This is a genomic window from Burkholderia sp. AU16482 (genome assembly GCF_002223285.1).
Classification (GTDB): Bacteria; Pseudomonadota; Gammaproteobacteria; order Burkholderiales; family Burkholderiaceae; genus Burkholderia; species Burkholderia semiarida.
This window is the reverse complement of the sequence record NZ_NKEY01000003.1, coordinates 898,630-918,653: the sequence shown is the minus strand read 5'-3', so window position 1 is coordinate 918,653 and position 20,024 is coordinate 898,630. Positions and strand designations below refer to the sequence as shown.

General features: G+C 69.6%; 19 protein-coding genes. 6 read left to right on the top strand and 13 right to left on the bottom strand.

The features are described from left to right. Positions 1 to 35 precede the first annotated feature (35 nt). Entirely contained in the window at positions 36 to 1,622 is a 1,587-nt protein-coding gene (locus CFB35_RS06805) for an acid phosphatase (protein WP_059575951.1), read from the top strand. 120 nt (positions 1,623 to 1,742) lie between these two features. Here CFB35_RS06805 and CFB35_RS06800 read toward each other — a convergent pair whose 3' ends face one another. Genes CFB35_RS06800 through CFB35_RS06775 form a run of 6 tightly spaced genes read right to left on the bottom strand, consistent with a single transcriptional unit; the run spans position 1,743 to position 7,393 of the window. Continuing rightward, entirely contained in the window at positions 1,743 to 3,221 is a 1,479-nt protein-coding gene (locus CFB35_RS06800) for an alginate export family protein (RefSeq protein WP_089464972.1), read from the bottom strand. Continuing rightward, complete coding sequence (locus CFB35_RS06795; RefSeq protein WP_089464714.1) at positions 3,218 to 3,916, bottom strand: YoaK family protein; 699 nt, start codon at positions 3,914 to 3,916, stop codon at positions 3,218 to 3,220. The genes CFB35_RS06800 and CFB35_RS06795 overlap by 4 nt, the downstream gene beginning before the upstream one ends. Beyond that, entirely contained in the window at positions 3,913 to 4,827 is a 915-nt protein-coding gene (locus CFB35_RS06790; RefSeq protein ID WP_089464713.1) for a glyoxalase, read from the bottom strand. Before CFB35_RS06790 ends, CFB35_RS06795 begins: the two co-directional genes overlap by 4 nt. 26 nt (positions 4,828 to 4,853) lie before the next feature. Further along, positions 4,854 to 5,315: a DoxX family protein gene (locus CFB35_RS06785; RefSeq protein WP_059575958.1), complete on the bottom strand. Its 462-nt coding sequence runs from the start codon at positions 5,313 to 5,315 to the stop codon at positions 4,854 to 4,856. Position 5,316: 1 nt separating this feature from the next. Further along, entirely contained in the window at positions 5,317 to 7,206 is a 1,890-nt protein-coding gene (locus tag CFB35_RS06780; RefSeq protein ID WP_089464712.1) for an amidohydrolase, read from the bottom strand. 19 nt (positions 7,207 to 7,225) lie between these two features. Continuing rightward, entirely contained in the window at positions 7,226 to 7,393 is a 168-nt protein-coding gene (locus CFB35_RS06775) for a DUF1427 family protein (RefSeq protein WP_059573780.1), read from the bottom strand. 101 nt (positions 7,394 to 7,494) lie between these two features. On the opposite strand from CFB35_RS06775, the gene CFB35_RS06770 reads away from it, so the two are divergent. Then, positions 7,495 to 8,418 (top strand): LysR family transcriptional regulator, encoded by a 924-nt coding sequence (locus CFB35_RS06770; protein ID WP_059573781.1) that lies wholly within the window; start codon positions 7,495 to 7,497, stop codon positions 8,416 to 8,418. A gap of 63 nt (positions 8,419 to 8,481) precedes the next feature. Here CFB35_RS06770 and CFB35_RS06765 read toward each other — a convergent pair whose 3' ends face one another. After that, positions 8,482 to 9,168: a hydrolase gene (locus tag CFB35_RS06765; protein ID WP_059573782.1), complete on the bottom strand. Its 687-nt coding sequence runs from the start codon at positions 9,166 to 9,168 to the stop codon at positions 8,482 to 8,484. Between the two features lie 277 nt (positions 9,169 to 9,445). On the opposite strand from CFB35_RS06765, the gene CFB35_RS06760 reads away from it, so the two are divergent. From CFB35_RS06760 to CFB35_RS06745, 4 genes are read left to right on the top strand one after another with little or no spacing between them, the layout of a single operon-like run. Further along, the gene (locus CFB35_RS06760; protein ID WP_059573783.1) at positions 9,446 to 9,706 is read left to right on the top strand and encodes a DUF1427 family protein; all 261 of its coding nucleotides are present in this window, start codon (positions 9,446 to 9,448) and stop codon (positions 9,704 to 9,706) included. 25 nt (positions 9,707 to 9,731) lie between these two features. Continuing rightward, the gene (locus CFB35_RS06755) at positions 9,732 to 11,312 is read left to right on the top strand and encodes a sodium:proton antiporter (RefSeq protein ID WP_059573784.1); all 1,581 of its coding nucleotides are present in this window, start codon (positions 9,732 to 9,734) and stop codon (positions 11,310 to 11,312) included. Positions 11,313 to 11,368: 56 nt separating this feature from the next. Then, entirely contained in the window at positions 11,369 to 11,761 is a 393-nt protein-coding gene (locus CFB35_RS06750) for an OsmC family protein (protein WP_059573785.1), read from the top strand. Between the two features lie 31 nt (positions 11,762 to 11,792). Continuing rightward, the gene (locus CFB35_RS06745; RefSeq protein ID WP_060011720.1) at positions 11,793 to 12,677 is read left to right on the top strand and encodes a pirin family protein; all 885 of its coding nucleotides are present in this window, start codon (positions 11,793 to 11,795) and stop codon (positions 12,675 to 12,677) included. Between the two features lie 55 nt (positions 12,678 to 12,732). On the opposite strand, the gene CFB35_RS06740 is transcribed toward CFB35_RS06745, so the two are convergent. Genes CFB35_RS06740 through bcsE form a run of 6 tightly spaced genes read right to left on the bottom strand, consistent with a single transcriptional unit; the run spans position 12,733 to position 20,024 of the window. Then, positions 12,733 to 12,930: a hypothetical protein gene (locus tag CFB35_RS06740; protein WP_059573787.1), complete on the bottom strand. Its 198-nt coding sequence runs from the start codon at positions 12,928 to 12,930 to the stop codon at positions 12,733 to 12,735. Further along, on the bottom strand, positions 12,912 to 14,468 hold the full coding sequence (gene bcsG, locus CFB35_RS06735; protein ID WP_089464711.1) for a cellulose biosynthesis protein BcsG: 1,557 nt from the start codon (positions 14,466 to 14,468) through the stop codon (positions 12,912 to 12,914). Before bcsG ends, CFB35_RS06740 begins: the two co-directional genes overlap by 19 nt. A 27-nt stretch (positions 14,469 to 14,495) precedes the next feature. After that, on the bottom strand, positions 14,496 to 17,033 hold the full coding sequence (bcsA, locus tag CFB35_RS06730; protein WP_089464710.1) for a UDP-forming cellulose synthase catalytic subunit: 2,538 nt from the start codon (positions 17,031 to 17,033) through the stop codon (positions 14,496 to 14,498). Beyond that, positions 17,030 to 17,809 carry a cellulose biosynthesis protein BcsQ gene (gene bcsQ / locus CFB35_RS06725; protein ID WP_089464709.1) on the bottom strand — a complete coding sequence of 260 codons (780 nt, stop codon included), beginning with the start codon at positions 17,807 to 17,809 and terminating at the stop codon, positions 17,030 to 17,032. Before bcsQ ends, bcsA begins: the two co-directional genes overlap by 4 nt. After that, positions 17,806 to 18,051: a hypothetical protein gene (locus CFB35_RS06720; RefSeq protein ID WP_060011717.1), complete on the bottom strand. Its 246-nt coding sequence runs from the start codon at positions 18,049 to 18,051 to the stop codon at positions 17,806 to 17,808. Before CFB35_RS06720 ends, bcsQ begins: the two co-directional genes overlap by 4 nt. Then, positions 18,048 to 20,024, bottom strand: a complete 1,977-nt coding sequence (gene bcsE, locus CFB35_RS06715; RefSeq protein ID WP_060011715.1) for a cellulose biosynthesis protein BcsE — start codon at positions 20,022 to 20,024, stop codon at positions 18,048 to 18,050. Before bcsE ends, CFB35_RS06720 begins: the two co-directional genes overlap by 4 nt.

The following is a 20,024-nucleotide window of genomic DNA, read 5'->3' as shown; positions in this document are numbered from 1 at the left end:
ACACGCGACCAACGACGAATGAGAGAGAACATCGCATGAAGAAGCACGCCTGGATTCGCTACACGCCGATCGCCCTCGCGGCCGCGCTCGGCCTGACCGCCTGCGGCGGCGACGACGTCACGCAGCAGGGTCTGTCGGCCGTCAAGAACGTCGTCGTGATTTACGCGGAAAACCGCAGCTTCGACAACCTGTACGGCAACTTCCCGGGCGCGAACGGCCTGCAGAACGCGACGGCCGCGAACTCGGTGCAGAAGGATCGCGACGGCTCGACGATGGCGACGCTGCCGAAGATCTGGGGCGGCCTGACCGCGACCGGCATCACGCCGGCGGTGACCGAGGCGATGACGGCGAACCTGCCGAACGCGCCGTTCGCGATCGACGACCCGAAAGGCTTCAACCAGTCGATGAGCATCGCGACGCGCGACATCGTGCACCGCTTCTACCAGGACCAGATGCAGATCAACGGCGGCAAGAACGACATGTACGCCGCATGGACCGACGCGGGCGGCCTGACGATGGGCCACTACACGGCCGATCCGTCGAAGCTGCCGCTGTGGAAGATCGCGCAGCAGTACGTGCTGGCCGACAACTTCTTCATGGGCGCGTTCGGCGGCTCGTTCCTGAACCACCAGTACCTGATCTGCGCGTGCGCACCGTACTACCCGAACGCCGACAAGAGCCCGGCGGCCGGCAAGATCGCCGTGCTCAATGCCGACGGCAAATCGCTGAAGGTGGCGACGAACTCGCCGGCCTCCGCGCTGAGCGGCCCGCCGAAGTTCGTCAACGACGGCGCGCTCACGCCCGACTTCTACGGCATCAATACGATGCAGCCGGCGTATCAGCCGAGCGGCAACAAGGCGGCCGCGGGCGGCGACCCGCTGCTCGCCGACCCGGCCAATCCGTCGACGATGCCGCCGCAGACGGCGACCAACATCGGCGACCTGATGACCAACGCGGGCGTGTCGTGGGCGTGGTATGCGGGCGCATGGGGCCAGGCGCTGCAGGCGAGCCAGAACGGCACGTCGAACGTGATCTACGGCGCCGACCTGTCGACGCCGAACTTCCAGCCGCACCACCAGCCGTTCAACTACTTCGCGAACCAGGCGCCGGGCACCGCGAGCCGCGCGCAGCACCTGCTCGACGGCGGCGCGAACGGCGCCGAGTTCATCAAGGCGATCGATGCGGGCACGCTGCCGCAGGTCACGTTCTACAAGCCGCAAGGCAACCTGAACGAACACCCGGGCTACACGGACGTCACGTCCGGCGACCAGCACATCGCCGACGTGATCGCGCACCTGCAGGCCAGCCCGCAATGGAAGAACATGGTCGTGATCGTCACGTACGACGAAAACGGCGGCTTCTGGGATCATGCGACGCCGCCGAACGCCGACCGCTGGGGCCCGGGCACGCGCATTCCGGCGCTGATCGTGTCGCCGTTCGCGAAGAAGGGCTTCGTCGATCATACGCAGTACGACACGGGCTCGATCCTGCGCTTCATCACGCGCCGCTTCTCGCTGCCGCGCCTCGCGGGCCTGCAGCAGCGCGACGACGCGCTGAAGGCGAACGGTGCGCAGCCGATGGGCGACCTGACGAACGCGCTCGCGCTGTCGCCGAACCTGTAATCGCATCGCGTCCACCGCGAACGGGCCGGTCGCACGGCCGGCCCGGACCCCGGACGAACGAAGGGCAGCCCCGCGGGGCTGCCCTTTTTCATGCCACGGGCGGGTTGCCGCGCGCGGCCGTCACCACCCGTACTTCAGCTCGACACCGACGTAATCCGCGTTGTGCCCGCCCGCCTGCCGGATCGCGTCGCCGACCTGGAAGTGCACGGCCTCGACCGCGCCGATCAGGTTCGCGGCGATCGTCCAGTCCGCGCGCAACTGCACGTACATGCCCGTCCACAGGCCGCCCTTGCCTGCCGTGCCCGGCACGGGGATGTTCGGCTGCTGATAGACGGAGTCGCCGGTCGTCTCGCGCCACTGGAAGCCCAGCGCGCCGAGCAGCGACAGGTTCGCCGCCGGTTTCAGCGTCACGGACGGCTTCACGTGGATCAGGTTCGCGTAACTCGTATAGCCGGCCAGCGTGAAGTAATAGCCGTTCGGAAACAGCGGATTGAACGTGCCGACGCGGCCGTCGCGCGGATGCCGGTCGCCCGATGCCGCATCGACCTGCAGCGCGATGCGCGGCGACCACGGCGCGTCGAGCCTGTAGCCCGCGATCGATCCGACGGCCCACGCGCCGATCGTGGCGTTGCCGACCGTGCCGGTCTGCAGCATCGTTTCGAGATCCCAGTCGAAGCGCCCCTGCGTGCCCGCGTAGCGAACGTCCCATACATCGCGATGCTCGGGGCCGCTCGCATCGAGGAACCGCGCATTGCGGCGGTTGTAGCGCGACCAGTAGCCGGACAGGTCGCCCGGCCCGACCGATTGCCGCTCGAAGCGCACGCCGCTGAACGTGAGATCGCGATTCGACACGTCGTCGAAATCGGACGCGTTGCGGTTCTGCACCGGCTGCGTCGCATAGCCGATGAAGCGCCACTTCCCGTATTCGTAGTCGGCCCACACCGCATCGAACGCGAGCCGCACGTTCGGGCCGTCGCGCGCGGCGATGAAGCGCTGCAGGTCGAACGCCATCTCCTGCCGGCCGACGCGAAACTTGACCGTGCCGCCGCCGAGCGCGCCCGTGTAGGTCGCGAATGCCTGTTCGAGATCGAGCGGATTCCTGTCGACGGGCGACGCCGTGTTCTTGCCGAACGCGCGCGCGTCCTGCAATTGCACGAAGAACTGCCAGTGCGGGCCGAGATGCGCATCGGCATGCACTTCGACGCGCTGGATCACGTACGTATCCGATTGCGCGGAGCCGATGCCGAACAGCGGCGCGTCGTTGGTCTCGAGCCGCTCGCGCAGGTTCACGCCGAGCGACAGATAGGACTGCGGATCGTTGCCGAGCGGGAGGTACTTCAACCCGTCGAGCGGCTTGCGCGGCACGCACGGATTCGCGAGCACCGACCAGTCTTCCTGCCAGCGGTTGAACAGGACGGTCGGGCGTTTGACGGTGCACGTCGATGCAGGCGTCGACGCCGACGACGTAGTCGAGGTCGACGCGGCTGCCGTTTCCGCAACCGCATCGGCGCCCGCGAACAGCAGCCCGGCGACGATCGACAACCGCGCGGCCCGCTCGACGCGGCGGCGGCAGGACCGCGTTCGCCTCCGCTCGATCATGCGCGCTCCGGGGTGGTCGTGCCGGCCGCCCGCGACGCACACAGCGCAAGCACGGCCAGCGCACCCACGGGCGCGAGCAACGCCAGAAACCCGACGTAGCGGAACCCGAGCGCACCGCCCGCCGCACCCAGCGCGAACGCGACGATCGCCGGCAGCATCTTCGCGAAGCGCGCACGCGCGGTGACGCGCACGCTGTCCGCCGTGCCGGGCGACAGGATGTCGACGGCATCCAGGATCGCCTGCGTGACGTTGCCGGTCATCACCGTGTTCGGCACGCCGCCCGCGCGCGCGATCACGCGCGGATGCGCGTTCTGCACGCCCATCGCGAACGTGCCGACGATGCCGGCCAAGAGCGCCGGCAGGCTGTCGGGCTGCGTGACCGGCGTCGCCCACACGCCGGCCGCGCAGAAGCCGAGCAGCAGCACGGCCTGCACCGTGTGCAGCACGCGCATGCCCTGCCACGCGGGCCGCGCGGCCATCGACCGCGCGATCAGGCTCGCCGCGATCACGCCGCACACGAACGCCGGAAACACGCTGAGCTTCAGCACGACGCCCTGGCCGAAGCCCGCGATGCCCGCGCCGATCAGCACGAAGTTGCCGGTCACGTGCGCGGTGAACAGCCCGAACAGCGCAACGAAGCTCAGCGTGTCGACGAAGCCGGCCACCGCGGCAAGGATCGTGTCCTCGTGCTTCATCGCGCCGCGCTCGCGTGAATCTCGGCGACGTAGCCGCCCGGGAACTGCACGAGCGCCGCGTCGCGCCCGTCCGACTTGAACGGCGGCACGAGCACCGTCACGCCCGCGGCTTCGGCCTGCTTCAGCGTCGCGGCGAGATCGGGAACTTCGTAGCCGGTCATCTCGCGCCCGAACGGGTACGGCAGGTGGCCGTCCGTCACCAGCACGGTCATCTTGCCGAAGCCCGACTCGATGCGAATGCGGCGGTACGTATCGTCCGGCCGGCCGATTTCGATACCCGGCGCCTTCAGGTTGTCGGACACCACCTTGCCTTTCGAGAACTTGACGAAATCGTGCACGAACTTGCGCACGCTTTGCGGCGACACGTAGACGCGATTCTCGGGAATGGTCTGCAATGCATCGTAGTGCGGCGCCTGCGTGTGCCAGTACAACTGCATGTTGACGCCGCCCGCCCACGTGATGATCGCGTCGCGGCCGATCGGGTCGGGGAACGTGTCGACGATCACATCGGCGCCGTGCTCGCGCGCCGACTTCACCGCGACGTCCATGTCGGTGACGAGATAGCCGGTGCGCTCCGCGCAGAACGGATACGGGATCGGCGTCTTGAAGCCGAACACCGAGATCGTGCCGACCGGCGTCAGCACGAGCTGCGACATCGTCTGGCTCGGCGTCGGCGTGACCTGGAACACGCCCTGCTTCGACTTCTTGCCGCCGAACGTCGCGACGAAGCTGTCGGTGAAGCGGTCGAAGTCTTCGGGGGCGACGCACACGTGCGTCGTGTCGTACTGCGGACCGACGGCCACCGTGGGTGTGACTGCCGGCGGCACCGGCGGTTTCGCGAACGCCGTCGGCGCGCCGGCAAGACCGCCCGCGAACATCGCGGCGAGCAGCAGGGAACGAATGGACTTCATCAATGGATTTCCTGGTTGTTGCATCGTCATCGAATGGAACGGCCATCATCGGCCGATTGCCGCGCATCGTCGAGCACCGTCGCGAGCACGAGTGCCGCGATCAGCCCGAGATGCTCGAAAAAGCTGTTGAGCGCCATGAAACGCTCGGCGCCTGTCCGGTTCCAGAAATCGTTCGCCACGACCATCGCGACGAGCGTCAGCATACCGAGGCTGCCGGCGCCGAGCCACGTGAAACGGCGAAATACCACGCACAGCGAGCCGGCGATCTCGACCGCGATCGCGAGCGCCGCCCACAGCGCGGCCGGCCGCAGGCCGAAATGCGCCTGCTCCGCGACCGCGCCGTGAAAGTCGAGCGCCTTCGCTGCGCCGCCGAGCAGGTAAGCGGACACCAGTGCGAGCCGCACGAGCGGCGGCACCCACGGCTGCGCGAGCAGCGCGCGGACCCATGCCGGGTTGCCGGCGCCGCCGCGATGGATCGGGGCCGCCATATCAGACCGCCCAGCACGAACAGCCGAACGCGCCCCAGAAACTCTTCGCGTCCGACGTCGGCAACGCGTTCGCCCATGCGCTCGCGTGCGCATGCTGGTGAACGTTGCATTCGTTCGCGCAGCCGCACATCGCAGCGGCCGCCGCGCGCTGCAACGGCGCGCCGGCGCGCTGCGTCGCGCCCCAGCCGCCATAGCCGCCGAACTCGCGCACCGGCGACCAGTCCGGCATCGCCGGCGGGATCGGCGCGTCGTGCGACGCGAACGGCCCCGCGCCCCACACGATCTTCCCGTCGACCACCGTCAGCAACGCGGTCGTGCCGGCGATATCGTCTTCCGCGCACGCGAAGAAATCGCGATCGGGGACCACCAGGTCGGCAAGCTGTCCCACCGCGATGCGCCCTTTCTTGCCTTCCTCGTTCGAGAACCACGTCACGTACTCGGTCCACATCCGCAGCGCGGTTTCGCGATCGAGCAGGTTGCGCTGCGGATACAGGCGCATGCCGCCGACCGTCTTGCCCGTCACGAGCCATGCAAGCGACACCCACGGGTTGTACGACGCGACGCGCGTCGCGTCCGTGCCGGCCGACACCCTGAGCCCCTTGCCGAGCATCTTCGCGACAGGCAGCGTCGCCTCGGCGGCCTGCGCGCCGTAACGCTCGACGAAGTATTCGCCCTGATACGCCATCCGGTGCTGCACCGCGATGCCGCCGCCGAGCGCGGCGATCCGGTCCATCGATTTCTCGGAGATGGTTTCCGCATGATCGAAGAACCAGTTCAGCCCGTCGAGCGGGATGTCTTCGTTGACCTTCTCGAACACGTCCAGCGCGCGGCTGATCGTTTCGTCATAGGTCGCGTGCATGCGCCACGGCCAGCGGTTTTCCGCGAGCACGCGCACGACGCCTTCGAGGTCGTCCTCCATCTGCGCGGGCAAATCCGGCCGCGCGACGCGGAAGTCCTCGAAGTCGGCCGCGGAAAACGCCAGCATCTCGCCCGCGCCGTTATTGCGGAAGTAGTCGGTGCCATCGTGGTACTTGACGCTCTTCGTCCAGTTCACGAAGTCTTCCTTCTCCGCGTTCGGCTTCTGCGTGAACAGGTTGTACGCGATCCGGATCGTCATCTCGCCCGCGTCGTGCAGCTTGCGGATCACTTCGTAATCGTCGGGATAATTCTGCGAGCCGCCGCCCGCGTCGATCACGCCCGTCACGCCGAGCCGGTTCAACTCGCGCATGAAATGGCGCGTCGAGTTGTACTGATACTCGAACGGCAGCTTCGGCCCCTTCGCGAGCGTCGCGTAGAGGATCGTCGCGTTCGGGTTCGCGAGCAGCAGGCCGGTCGGATTGCCCCCGGCATCGCGCAGGATCGTGCCGCCCGGCGGCTCCGGCGTGTCCTTCGTATAGCCGACCACGCGCAGCGCGGCCGCGTTCAGCAGCGCGCGGTCGTACAGGTGCAGGATGAACACGGGCGTATCGGGCGCGACCGCATTGAGCTCATCGATCGTCGGCAGCCGTTTCTCGACGAACTGGTGCTCGGTGAAGCCGCCGACCACACGCACCCATTGCGGCGCGGGCGTCACGGCGACCTGGCGCTTGAGCATCTCCATCGCGACCGCGAGCGACGGCACGCCGTCCCAGCGCAGCTCCATGTTGTAGTTCAGGCCGCCACGAATCACGTGGCAGTGGTTGTCGATCAGGCCCGGCAGCACGCCGCGGCCGCCGAGATCGACCACCTTCGTCGCACGGCCCGCGAGCGGCATCACGTCCGCGTCGCTGCCGACGGCGACGAAGCGGCCGGCGGCAATCGCGACGGCCGTCGCGACGGGGTTCGCGCGATCGAGCGTCGTGATGCGCCCGTTGTGGAGGATGAGATCGGGTTGAGTATCGGTTGCGCTCATGATTTTGTCCTCGATGCGGTCAGAAGCCTAGCCAGTGACGAACCGGCGCGATGGCCTGCGCGCCGACCAGCATGCCGGCGAGGCCCACCAGCGCGATCAGTGGCGGTGCCGGCGAGCGCACCCTGATCACGCTGTACACGACGCCGATCAGCACGCCGGCGCTCAGTGAAAGTAGATAAGATTCCATAACGATTTTTCTCCCGGCCGGATTAGAATGACCCGCATCGCATCGGCCGCATGCTTCGCCGCCCTCGCATTCCCTTCGCTTTCCCGTCATCCCGTCCGACCATGCAACACCTTCCTGATCTCGAAGCCTGGGCCATCTTCGCGCGCGTCGCGGAGACCGGTTCGTTCGCGAAAGCCGCGGAAACGCTCGGCGTATCGCAACCCACCGTATCGAAAGCGATCGCACGCCTCGAAAAGCGCCTCGGCGCGATGCTGCTGTACCGCACGTCGCGCAGGCTGTCGCTCACGCCGACCGGCGAACTGCTGCGCGACCGCGCGATCCGGCTGCTCGCCGATGCGGAACTGATCGAAAACGAAGCATCCGCGCAGGCGCTCGAGCCGCATGGCCTCGTGCGCGTGAATGCGCCGATGTCGTTCGGGCTGCGCCACCTGTCGCCGGTGCTGCCCGCGTTTCTCGAGCGCTATCCGCGCGTCGACATCGATCTCGTGCTGACCGACCACATCGTCGACATCGTGTCCGGCGGCTTCGACGTCGCGATCCGCATCGCCGAGCTCAGCGATTCGACGCTGCGCTCACGCCGCCTCTGCGCGGTGCGCCGGCCGCTCGTCGCGTCGCCCGCGTATCTCGACCGGCGCGGCCGTCCCACGCATCCGCGCGACATCGAACAGCACGTATGCCTGACGTACACGAACCTGCCGACGCCCGAGCACTGGCGCTTCCGTCATCCGGCATCGGGCGAGGATTTCGGTGTGAACGTGCACGGCCGCATTCGCACGAACAACGCGGACGTGATCCTCCCCGCGCTCGTCGGCGGTCATGGTCTCGCGCTGCAGCCCGAGTTCCTGGTATGGGACGAATTGCAGCGCGGCGAGCTCGAGGAAGTGATGAGCGACTGGAAGATCGCGGACATCAACGTGAACCTCGTCACGCCGCCCGGCATGCTGCGCGCCGCACGCGTGACGGTACTGCTCGATTTCCTCGCCGACCATTTCTCGCACGCGCCGTGGGCGCTGCCCGCCGCCTGAACGCGCGACGGCCGACGGCCGGCAATCGCCGCATCCCGTGCGGCGATCGCGGCCGGCGGCCCGTTACTTCGCCGGCACCGGCGGAATCGACTCGTGCGGCGTCGCGGTGCGCTGCGGCGCCTTGTGGAGCATCGTGTACGCGTAGTCCACGCCCATCCCGTATGCGCCAGAATGCTCCTTCGCGATCGCCATCACCGCGTCGTAGCTGTCGCGGCGCGCCCAGTCGCGCTGCCATTCGAGCAGCACCTGCTGCCACGTGACCGGCACCACGCCGGCCTGCACCATGCGCTGCATCGCGATGTCGTGCGCGGCCTGCGACGTGCCGCCCGATGCATCGGCGACCATATAGATCTCGTAGTCGCCTTCGAGCATCGCGCACAGCGCGAACGTCGTATTGCAGACTTCGGTCCACAGCCCCGACACGACCACCTTCTTGCGGCCGTTCGCGGCCAGCGCGTCGCGCACCTTCTGGTCGTCCCACGAGTTCATCGACGTGCGTTCGAGCGTCTTCTGGTTCGGGAACACGTCGAGCAGCTCGGGATAGGTGTGGCCCGAGAAGCTCTCGCTTTCGACCGTCGTGATCGTGGTCGGGATGTTGAAGACCTTCGCGGCCTTCGCGAGCCCGACGACGTTGTTCTTCAGCGTCTGCCGATCGATCGACTGCACGCCGAAGGCCATCTGCGGCTGCTGGTCGATGAAGATCAGCTGGCTGTTCTGCGGCGTCAGTACTTCAAGCTTCGGGTTGCTCATGGCGGATGGGTCCTGTGAACGGAAAAAGGGGGGCCTGCCTCGACCGTGACAACGGGAGGAGCCCGGAATGCATCGGCGCCGGATCGTCGTCATCCGGACCCGAACATTTAAGCCGCAAACGCGCGGCACGAACACCCAAGGAATGGAATCGATCCGATTCCCGAATGGATGGCCGTTCCGGGCCGCCCGCCCTTTTTTTCTTCACGCAAACCCGATACGCTCTCAAGACTTTGACGGCGCCGCTCCGGCGCCGCTCGGCCCTCACGAGGCGCACCCCATGAAACCGTATGTCCTCTCGCTGCTCGCCGGCATCCTCGCCGGCGTCATCTACGGCGCGATCGGCGTGAATTCGCCCGCGCCGCCGATCATCGCGCTTCTCGGCCTGCTCGGCATGCTGGCCGGCGAACAGATCCTGCCCGTCGCGCGCCGGATGCTGTCCGGCCATCGGCTGAACACCGCATGGCGCGACGCGCAGTGCAGCCAGCACATGTTCGGCGCGCTGCCGGGCGGCGCCGCGAACGACCGCAAGCCTTCTTGATCCACCCCATCGCCGCCGGCCGCGCATGACCAACGTCGAGCTGTTCCATTACCTGTTGCTGTTGATCTGCGGCGCGGGCGCGCTCACGTGGCTCGCCGAACGCGTGTCGATTCCGCCGGCCGTCGTGCTGCTGCTCGGCGGCTGCGCGGTCGCCGTCGCCGGCAAGCGCGTGCCCGACATGGACCCGGCGCTGCTGCTCGCGGCCGTGCTGCCGCCGCTCCTGATGTCGAGCGGGTTCTACACCGCCTGGAAGGAATTCCGGCAGGAGCTCGCATCGATCGCGTCGCTCGCGCTCGGGGCCGTGGCCTTCACGACCGTCGCGGTCGCGCTCGCCGTGCATGCGGCGAATCCCGCACTGCCGTGGGCCGCGTGCTTCACGCTCGGCGCGATCGTGTCGCCGCCCGACGCGGTCGCCGCGAAGGCGATCCTGCAGCGCCACCCGCTGCCCGCGCGGCTCGTCGCGGTGCTCGAAGGCGAAAGCCTCGTCAACGACGCGTCGGGCCTGCTGCTGTACCAGATGGCCGTATCGGCCGCGCTCGCCGTGTCGATCACGGCGGCGAGCGCCACCGGCCTGTTCTTCTCGCTCACGCTGATCGGCATCGCGGTCGGCCTCGCGTGCGGCCACGCGATGTGCTGGGTGCTGCCGCGCCTGCGCGACCCGATGCTCGGCATCGTCGTGACCTTCGCGATGGCATGGGGCAGCTACGGAATCGCGGAAGCGGTCGCCGGCTCGGGCGTGCTGTCGGTCGTCACCTGCGGCCTCGTGCTCGGCGTGCGCCAGCATCGCGTGTTCGACGCCGACATGCGGATCAAGGCGAAGGCGACGTGGGAAGCGATCGTGTTCGTGCTCGACGCGCTCGTGTTCATCCTGATCGGCCTCGCGCTGCACGCGATCCTCGCGGGCGTGAACCACGAAGGCGCGGTGCTGATGGCCGGCCTGCGGGTCGCGCTGCCGGCGACGGCCGCCGCGATCGGCGCGCGCATGATGTGGGTGTTCGCCGCGATGTGGCTGCCGGGCCGCCTGCGCGCGCGGCGCGCGGGCCACGCGGCGTGGTCGTGGCGCGAAGCGGTCGTGCTCGGCTGGTCGGGCATGCGCGGCGTCGTGAGCCTCGCGGCCGCGATCGCGCTGCCGGCCAATTTCCCCGGCCGCGACCTGATCCTGTTCAGCACGTTCCTGCTGATCATCGCGACGCTCGTCGTGCAGGGCGGCACGCTCGCGCCGCTGATCCGCGTGCTGAAGCTGCGCCCGGCCGCGCGCCGCACGATGTCCGAGCACGCGGTGCGCGCGCACACGTTCGGCGCGGCGCTCGCCGAACTCGATGCGCGCGAACAACGCGGCGCCGGCCTCGAACGTGCATCGCTGGACCGGCTGCTGACCGAATACCGCAACCGCGTCGCGTTCAACGAGCGCGCACACCGCGACGGCGCGGCGCCCGCCGACGTGCGCGCGCGGATGCTGCGCGTCGAACTGGAGCTGGTCGGCGTGTCGCGCGACGCGCTGCTCGACCTGCATCGCGACGGCCGGGTCGACGACGCGGTGCTGCACCGCATAGAATCGGAGCTGGATTTCGAGGAGCTGCGGCTGCAGCGCCTGCTCGAACCGTAACGTCCGGCCCGCGGCATGCCCGGCCGGCCCGGCCCCTTTCCCCACCTGGAATTGCAATGAGCGAACTCACCGTCGAAGCGAGCATCGGCCCGGTCGATTACCTCGTCCACTTCACCGACGGCGTCCACCAGTGGCGCGCCGACGAACCCGCGTCGCTCGGCGGCGGCGATACAGCGCCGACGCCCGTCGCGCTGCTGCTGTCGAGCCTTGGCGCGTGCACCGCGATCACGCTGAAGATGTATGCGCAACGAAAAGGCTGGCCGCTCGACGAAGTGCACGTGAAGCTCGCGCACGAATCGGGCAGCGCGGGCAGCACGATCGTGCGCCGCATCACGCTCGACGGCGAGCTGACCGACGAACAGCGCGAACGCCTGCTGCAGATCGCGAATGCATGCCCGGTGCACAAGATCCTCACGCACCCGATCGCGATCGACACGGCGATCGCTTGAGTATTCCCGCCCCCGTCACGAGATTCCCGTCATGTCCGCCTCGATCAAGACCCTGCTCACGCCGCGCGAAAGCGACATCGGCAACCTCGTCGTGCGCCGCGTGCTGCCCGCGCGCGCCGCGCGCCTCGTCGGCCCGTTCATCTTCTTCGACGAGATGGGCCCGGCCGTGCTGCCGGCCGGCCACGGCATCGACGTGCTCCCGCATCCGCACATCGGGCTCGCGACCGTCACCTACCTGTTCGACGGCTCGCTGATGCATCACGACAGCCTTGGCTTCCGGCAGAAGATCGTGCCGGGCGACGTGAACTGGATGACCGCCGGCCGCGGCATCGTGCATTCGGAACGCTCGCCCGACGAGGATCGGCCGCGCGAGCAGCCGGTGCACGGAATCCAGACCTGGGTCGCGCTGCCGGTCGAGCATGAAGACACCGCACCCGCGTTCGTTCACCACGCGGCCAACACGCTGCCGTCGTTCACGCGCGACGGCGTGACCGTGCGCGTGATCGCGGGCACCGCGTTCGGGCTCGTGTCGCCGGTCGCCGTATTCTCGCCGACGCTCTATGCGGTTGCGGAGTTCGCGTCGGGCGGTACGCTCACGCTCGATGCGGAACATGAAGAACGCGGCGTGTATCTCGTCGACGGCGACCTCACCGTCGACGGCACGCCGCTCGCCCCGGCGACGATGGCCGTGCTCGAACCCGGCGCGAGCGTGGCGCTCGCCAGCGCGAACGGCGCACGCGTGATGTTGCTCGGCGGTGCGCACCTGCCGGGCGAGCGATTCATCGAATGGAATTTCGTGTCGAGCGAACGCGCGAAGATCGACGCGGCGCGGGCCGCGTGGGCCGATCAGACCTTCGGCAAGGTGCCGGGCGAAGAAAACGAATGGACGCGGCAGCCGGAACGCAAAGCGCAGTAGGCAGCCTGCCCCGACAAGGCGACGACGGCCGGCCATCATGCTGGCCGTCGCGCGTTTACCGCTTCAGCCCCATCAGCTTCGCGAGCACCGGCCAGCGATCGAGCGACGCGTCGAACGCGCGGCGCGCCTGCTCGTCGACGTAGCGCTCGGGATCGAGCGCGGGCAGATGCCGCGCGAGGCCGATCACGTCGTTCGGTTGCGACAGGCGATCGTCGTCGCCTTCGCCGGTAATCGTCACTGTTCGTCGATCCATACGCCATCCGGAGTTTTCACCGCGTAACCCGCGGCCGTCTGCATCGTCACCGTGCCCTCGTTCTCGCCGATCATCCGCGTGCGCGGCAAATCGGCCGCGTATTGCGCAAGCGTCGCGCCCGGCTTGAACGGGCTGTTCGACACGAGGTTCGACAGCAACTGCGCGAGCGCGAGGAAGCTGGTCGGCTGCTCGATCACGGTCGTCGCGCCGTGGTTGCCGGCGAAGCCGACGAGCCGCACACCGACCGGCCCGTGCACGATGCGCGGCGTCGGAATCTCGCGCAGCCCCGCGATCTGGTTCTTGTCGCCGCGCAACGCGGCGCCGTGCTCGGGCACGAACACGATCACCGCGCGGCGGCCCGATTGCGCGATCAGGTCGGCGAGACGGTCGAAGTCGGTCATCAGTTTCGTCGCGCGCTGCGGATACGAGTCGAGGCTCGTCAGCGCGCTGCCGACGACGCGGTTGCCGTCGTGCAGGCTGATCGTGTTGTAGTACAGCGCGACCGGCCCCGGCACCGACGCGCGCTGCGCGTACCAGTTCGCGAGCGTCGCATAGTCGTCCTTGATCCCCGAGCCGTCGAACGCGTGCATCGCGACGGGCGCGGCCGCGTTCGAGATCATCGGCGCATCGGCCACGCCGATGTTGTCGTGGATCACCTGCAGGAAGTTGTCGAAATGGCCGTCGTGGTTCAGCAGCGACTGCACCGTGTAGCCGGCGCCCGCCAGTTGCGAGAACAGGTGGCACTGCTGCGGCGCGGGTTTGTACAGGTCCGCATGCGCCTCCTGCCCGCAGCTCGCGCGCAGCACGCGGATCGCCGCCGGGCCGCTGTAGCTCGCGGCCGTGCTGAAGTTCGTGAACAGGTAGTCGAAGTGGCTCAGCATCGGATGGTTGCGCACCTTCGCCGCATCGAGGTCGTCCCACGACAGCGAACAGACGTGCAGCACGATCACGTCGAACTGCGCGGCCGGATCGCTGCCGAGATGACCGAACGCGACCTGGCGCTGCGATTCCTGCGCGCGGAACGTCGCGAGCGCCGCGTTGTGATCCTCGGGTGCGTCGACGCGCGTGGCGCCCGCCGCGTTCGCCTGCGGCTGGGCCGGCGCGACGACGCGCGCCATCAGCCCGCTGCCGGCCTGCCACAACGGCATGACAACGAGCACGGCCACCACGAACGTCGCGACGCGCAGCCAGCGATTGACGATGAAATAGACGATCAGCACGCCGACGATCGTCAGCGCGAGCACGGGCGGCAACAGGCGCGGCAGCAGCTCCATCCAGTAGTCGAGCCGGAACGTGCTGACTTCGCGCGCGGCCTCCGCGAGACGGGCGAGCGGCGGCGCATGCAGCTCGCGCGCGAGCAGCGGCACCGCGATCGCGATCGCCACGACCTGCCGGACGATGCGCCACGCGCGCGACCGGATCGGCGCGCTCGCCACCAGCGCCACCGCGAACGCGAGGTTCGCGAGCCAGAACGGCTGCAGGCGCCCGGTCGCGAACAGCGCGAACTTCAGGATGAAATACAGATTCCAGAACGTCATCTAACCCACTCCATGATGCGCGCCGCGTCAGTCGCGCGCGCGATCGAGTTTCGGCGCGAGCATGGCCTGCACGCCGCGCGCCGCACCCTTCCACATTCGTACGTAACCGTCGAGCCCGATCCGCAGCACTTCCTTGAGCCCGCCGAGCGGCGTGTCGGGCCGCGCGCCCTCGCGCCAGTCGAGCCACGCATCCGCACGGCCGAACGTGCATTGCACGAGCTGACGCTCCTGTTCGAGCGTCAGCGCCTCGAAGCTCACGCCGACGTGGGTCGGCGTCACACGGGTCACGCGCACCGGGAACGGAAACGCGCGGTCGCCGCGCGTCACGCACACCGTCAGCGTGTCGCCGACCGCGAGCGGCAGCCCCGGCACGGCTTCAAGACCGAGGCCGCCGGTCGAGTAGTCGCTCGTGAAGCACGCGGCGGTCGAGCCGTCGGCGAGCAGCAGCATCGCCGGCACGCGCATCGCGATCCGGTGCGTGACGCGCACCTGCTTCGTCTCGCGCGCGACGGCCAGCGCCGCGCCGAGCATCGCGAGGTTGTACACGGTCCAGCCGAGCGTGATCAGGATCGTCGACGCCTCGTCGCCCTGGTCGGCCACGAGCCGCCACAGGCCGGCGACGATCGCGAGCACGTTCAGCGCGAACAGCACGAGATACGGCTTCGACGTCGACCAGTCGACGTAGCCTTCGTCGATCTTGCCGCCCTTGTCGGTCACGTTGAACTTGCCGTGCTTCGGGCTGAAGAACGCGACGGTGGTCGGCAGCGCGATGTACCACGCGAGCACCGATTCGTAGACCTCGGCCCAGAACGAATGCCGGTAGCGCCCCTGCATCCGCGAGTTCGCGATGTTCGCGAGCACGAGGTACGGGATCACGTAGCTCGCGAGCGCGAGCGACGACGCGTTGATGAAGTACAGGTGGAAGAACAGGTACGCGAGCGGGATCGTCAGGAATACCAGGCGCGGAATCCCGTAGAAGAAGTGCAGCATCGCGTTGCCGTAGCAGATCCGCTGGATGAAGCCGAGCCCGCGCCCGAGGAACGGGTTGTCGATGCGGAAGATCTGCGCCATCCCGCGCGCCCAGCGCGTGCGCTGCTTCACGTGGCCGGCGAGGCTTTCGGTCGCGAGGCCGGCCGCCTGCACGGTCGGCAGGTACGCCGACGTATAGCCGCGCCGATGCAGCTTGAGCGCCGTGTGCGCATCCTCGGTCACGGTTTCGACCGCGACGCCGCCGACCTCCTCCAGCGCGCTGCGCTTGAGCACCGCACACGATCCGCAGAAGAACGTCGCGTTCCACAGGTCGTTGCCCGACTGCACGAGGCCGTAGAACAGGTTGCCCTCGTTCGGCACCTCGCGGAACGTGCCGAGGTTGCGCTCGAACGGATCGGGCGAGAAGAAATGGTGCGGCGTCTGCACGAGCGCGCACTTCGGGTCGCGCAGGAACACGCCCATCGTCGTCTGCAGGAACGAGCGCGTCGGCACGTGATCGCAGTCGAAGATCGCGATGTACTCGCCGTGCGTCTTCGGCAACGCGCGGTTGATGTTGCCGGCCTTCGCGTGGAGATTGTCGTCGCGCGTCAGGTAGTCGATGCCGGCCTCGGCCGCGAATGCCGCGAATTCCGGGCGCCGGCCGTCGTCGAGCAGGTACACGCGCAGCTTCGCGGCGGGCCAGTCGATGCTCTGCGCGGCGAACACGGTCGGCTTCACGACCGACAGCGGTTCGTTGTAGGTCGGGATATAGACGTCGACGCTCGGCCAGGTGTCCGGATCGTCGGGCAGCGGCACGATCGGCCGGTCGAGCGGCCATGCGGTCTGCACGAAGCCGAGCAGCAGGATCATCCACGTATAGGCTTCGGCGCCATACAGCAGGTAGCCGGCGACGGCCTCGATCGGGCTGCGGAAATCGAGCGTCTGCGTCGTGCGCCACCATACGTAGCGCACGGCCGCGAGCAGCGCGAGCGACGCGAGCGCGAGGGTCGGCAGATGGCCCGGCAGGCGGCGCAGCGCGAGCGCGAGCACCGCGACGATCGCGAAGAACGCGAACTGCGCGCCGGGCATCAGCGGCGACATCCCGGCCGCGGCCCACAGCACCGCGCCGGCCACGAGCAGCAGCGGCGCGAGCCCGCGGCGCCGGCCGACGCCGTTCGCGCGCGCATCGAGCCAGCCGCCCCAGCGCGCCCACGGCAGACGTTCGAGCATCGCGTTGATGCGCCGGCCGACCGCGCGCCCGGCCACGTAGACGGGCACCACGAACCTGTCGAACCACGCGAGCGGATCGCGCGCGGGCCGGCCGTCGGCCGCGCGCGGCGCGCGCACGATCGCGCGCCACAGCCATTCGCGCACGCTGAGCGGCTGCAGCACGCCCCAATCGTGCGCGAGCTGCAGGAACGCGACGCGCACCCAGCGGCGCACATGATCGGGCCGCCCGGCCGGCGGCGCGTGGAAGAACAGCCGCACGAACCAGTCCAGCCGCGTGCGTTGCGCCGGCAGCCCGATGCCGCGCGCGCACCAGTCGGCCGCTCGACGGCCGAGCGCGCGCAGTCGCGACGCGAACGCGGCCTTCATCGCATGGCTCCCGCGCGGCCGGCGACGACCGCCTTCAGCCACGTATCGACCCAGTTCGCGACGCCGTTCAGGTCGTGCGACGCCTGCGAATACGGCGCGTCGTCGAAGATCCAGCTGCCGCGCGCGAGCGCTTCGGGCACGGCCGCGTCGACGTGAATGCGCTGCTCGAGCATCGACGCCGGCCCCGCGACCGCGCGCAGCATCGCCAGCGCGTCGCGCTGCATGTCGCGCGCCGGGTTCAGCCGGTTCACGACGATCCGCAGGTCGCCGCCGCCGGCCCGCAGCGCGCCGAGCCGCGCGGCCGTCGTCGCGCAGGCGACCGGCTCCGGCGGCACGACGACGAGCATCAGGTCCGCGCATCGGATCGCCTGCTCGGCCTGCGGCGACGGATAGCGGGCGGTGTCGATCAGCACGACGCCGTCGGCCGGCAGCGCGATCTCGTGGAGCGCGCGCGCGAGCCACGCCGGATCGGCCACGAGCCGCGCATCGCACGCGGCCGCGCCGGCCGCGTCGACCTGCCCGTACGGCACGAACAGCACGCCGTCGGCGTTGCCCCACGTATGCGTATGCCACGGTTCGGCGCCGCCCAGCAGGCCGTGCGCGAGACCGTGTTCGGCCAGCGTATCGAGGCCGAGCGCCGCGCCCATCAGGTTCTGTGCATCGAATTCGACGGCGACGACCGGCCGGCCGCGGCGCGCGAGCAGCACCGCGAGCGCGGCGGCGAGCGTCGTGCGGCCCGCGCCGCCCGTCGTCGATGTGAGGGCGATCGTCTTCATCGTGCCGCCTTGCTGTCGCGCGTGCCGCGCTGGTCGCCTTCATCGCCTCCGTCTCCGCCCGCGCCGGGCAGCAGGCGGCCGCGCAGCGCGACGGGCACGAGTTCGCACGGCACCGCGTCGCGCCGGTCGATGCCGCGCGGTGCATGAAAGCCGCGGCCGATGCCGAGGTGCTGCGCGACGATCCACACCGGCACCGCGATCACGATACCGACGATGAAGCCGATGACGAGTTCGGCGATCATGCGTCCTCCTGCTTGCGCAGCGGCATCGCGCTGCGAATGGCGCCGCGCGCACGCACGGCGGGAATGACGGGATCCGGCGCCGCGGCGGCGTCGGCAGCGGGCGCGGACGCCTGCGGCACGCCGATCGCGTCGAGCGCGACGACGGTATCGATCGCATCGATCGCGTCGCTCACCTCGCTCGCGTCGGGCAATGCCGCGCCGGGCGCGACGGGCGTGGCCGCTGCGCGCGCGGCGCCCGGCGGCCGCGCCGCCGCGAACAGGTCGCTGTAATCGGCGATCGGCGCGCGCCGGTTCTCGGCCTTCAGCGCGTCGAGCTCGGTGTCGATGCTGCCCTGCCCCAGGCACACGACGCGGTCGGACAGCGTATCGACCGGCACGTCGAAGATCCGCGCGAGCGCGTCTTCGGCATCAACCGGCTCGCACGCGAACAGGAACACGAACAGGTGCCCGGCATCGGCCGTCACGACGTCGCCCGCGCGACGCGGCCGGCAATGCCGCAACGCGTCGACGTGCGACACGCCCGGCAGCAGCGTGAGCTTCGCGAGCGTATGCGGCAGCGCGAGCACCGCGCCGCGATCGAGCACCGCGCGAATCCGCTGGCAGAACGCGCCGACCGGCAGGTAGCCGAGCACCGAATCGCCGAGCGCGGCCGCGAGCGCCGCGCGATAGTCGGCCGCGACGGGACGCGCGTAGAGCTGGCCGTGCAGCGCGTGCACGGCGGCCTGCATCCGCGACACGGGCAGGTCGCGCGCGACGACGCGGTTCGCGCCGACGCTCAGCACGAGCATCTCGAACTGCTGGCGCAGCACCTCGCCGCGCTCGACGACCGCGATCTTCAGCGCGCCGCCGCACTGCCGGCGCAACGTATGCACGTCCGCGCACAGCGCTTCGAGCTGCGCATGCGAGCGGAACACCAGCACCGCGGTCGCGGCCTGTGCGTTCGCGCACGCGGCGACGACGGCCGCGTTGTCGTCGACGATCTCCCAGCCGTCCGGCACGCGGCTCGCGCCGTCGAGCACCGCGCGGCTGACCACCACGCGATCCTCGTCGCTCGCGAGCTTCATCCGGTGCGCCGGTTCGGTCGCGCCGCCATCGACGCTGGCGGTCAACCGGCCGCCGGGCGCGAAGCGCAGCGGCCGCACCTCGCCGGCCGCGAGCGTGTCGCCCGCGCGCCAGAAATCGACGACCCACAGCAATTCGCCGTGCGTGCGCTGCAACTGCGCGACACCCGAGCAGATTCCGTGGAAGGCGCTGCGCGGCGCGCGCTGCGCATCGCGCACGAGCGGCGCATCGTCGGCACGCGTGTCGCCGCCTGCCCGGGCCGCTTCCGGGTCGAGCAGCAGCACGAGCGCGATCCGGCGGGTGCGGCACCAGCCGGCCAGCGCGTGCGCTTCCTCCGCGAGCGCGACCGGATCGTCCCAGCTGAACCAGCGCTGCGCGCCTTCGACGAAATACAGCGACCGGGCATGCAGCCCGTAGCGCTTCATCGCGCGCAAGCCGCCCGTCAGCCGCGCGAACGGGCCGGGCGCCGCGCGGCCCGACGCGCCGCCGGCCACGCCGGCATCGGCGCCGGCGCCGGCGTCGGCCGGCTCGGCCGCCGGCGGCATCGCCAGCACGTTCAGGTTGCGCGGCCAGCCGGCCGGCTGCGCGCCGCCCGCGAAGCCGAGCGATGCCATCTGCGCGGCGACGCTCGCCGGATCGCGCGCCAGCACGATCGTGACGTCGCGCGTGCGCGCCTGCCGCGCGCTTTCCCACACGAGCGCGTCGCACCCCGGCGTGCCGCCGGCCGCGTAGATCGCGTAAAGGCCGCCGGCGTCCAGTTGCGTCCAGGCGTCGGGCAGGCCGTCGATCGCGAGCCGGCTCGATGCGCCGGCACGGCCGCCCGCCGGCCCCATGCGCAACAGCGCGCGCACGCGATCGACCAGGCCGGTGGCGCCGGGCGCGAGGCGGGTAGCATCGAATTCCGTAGTCAC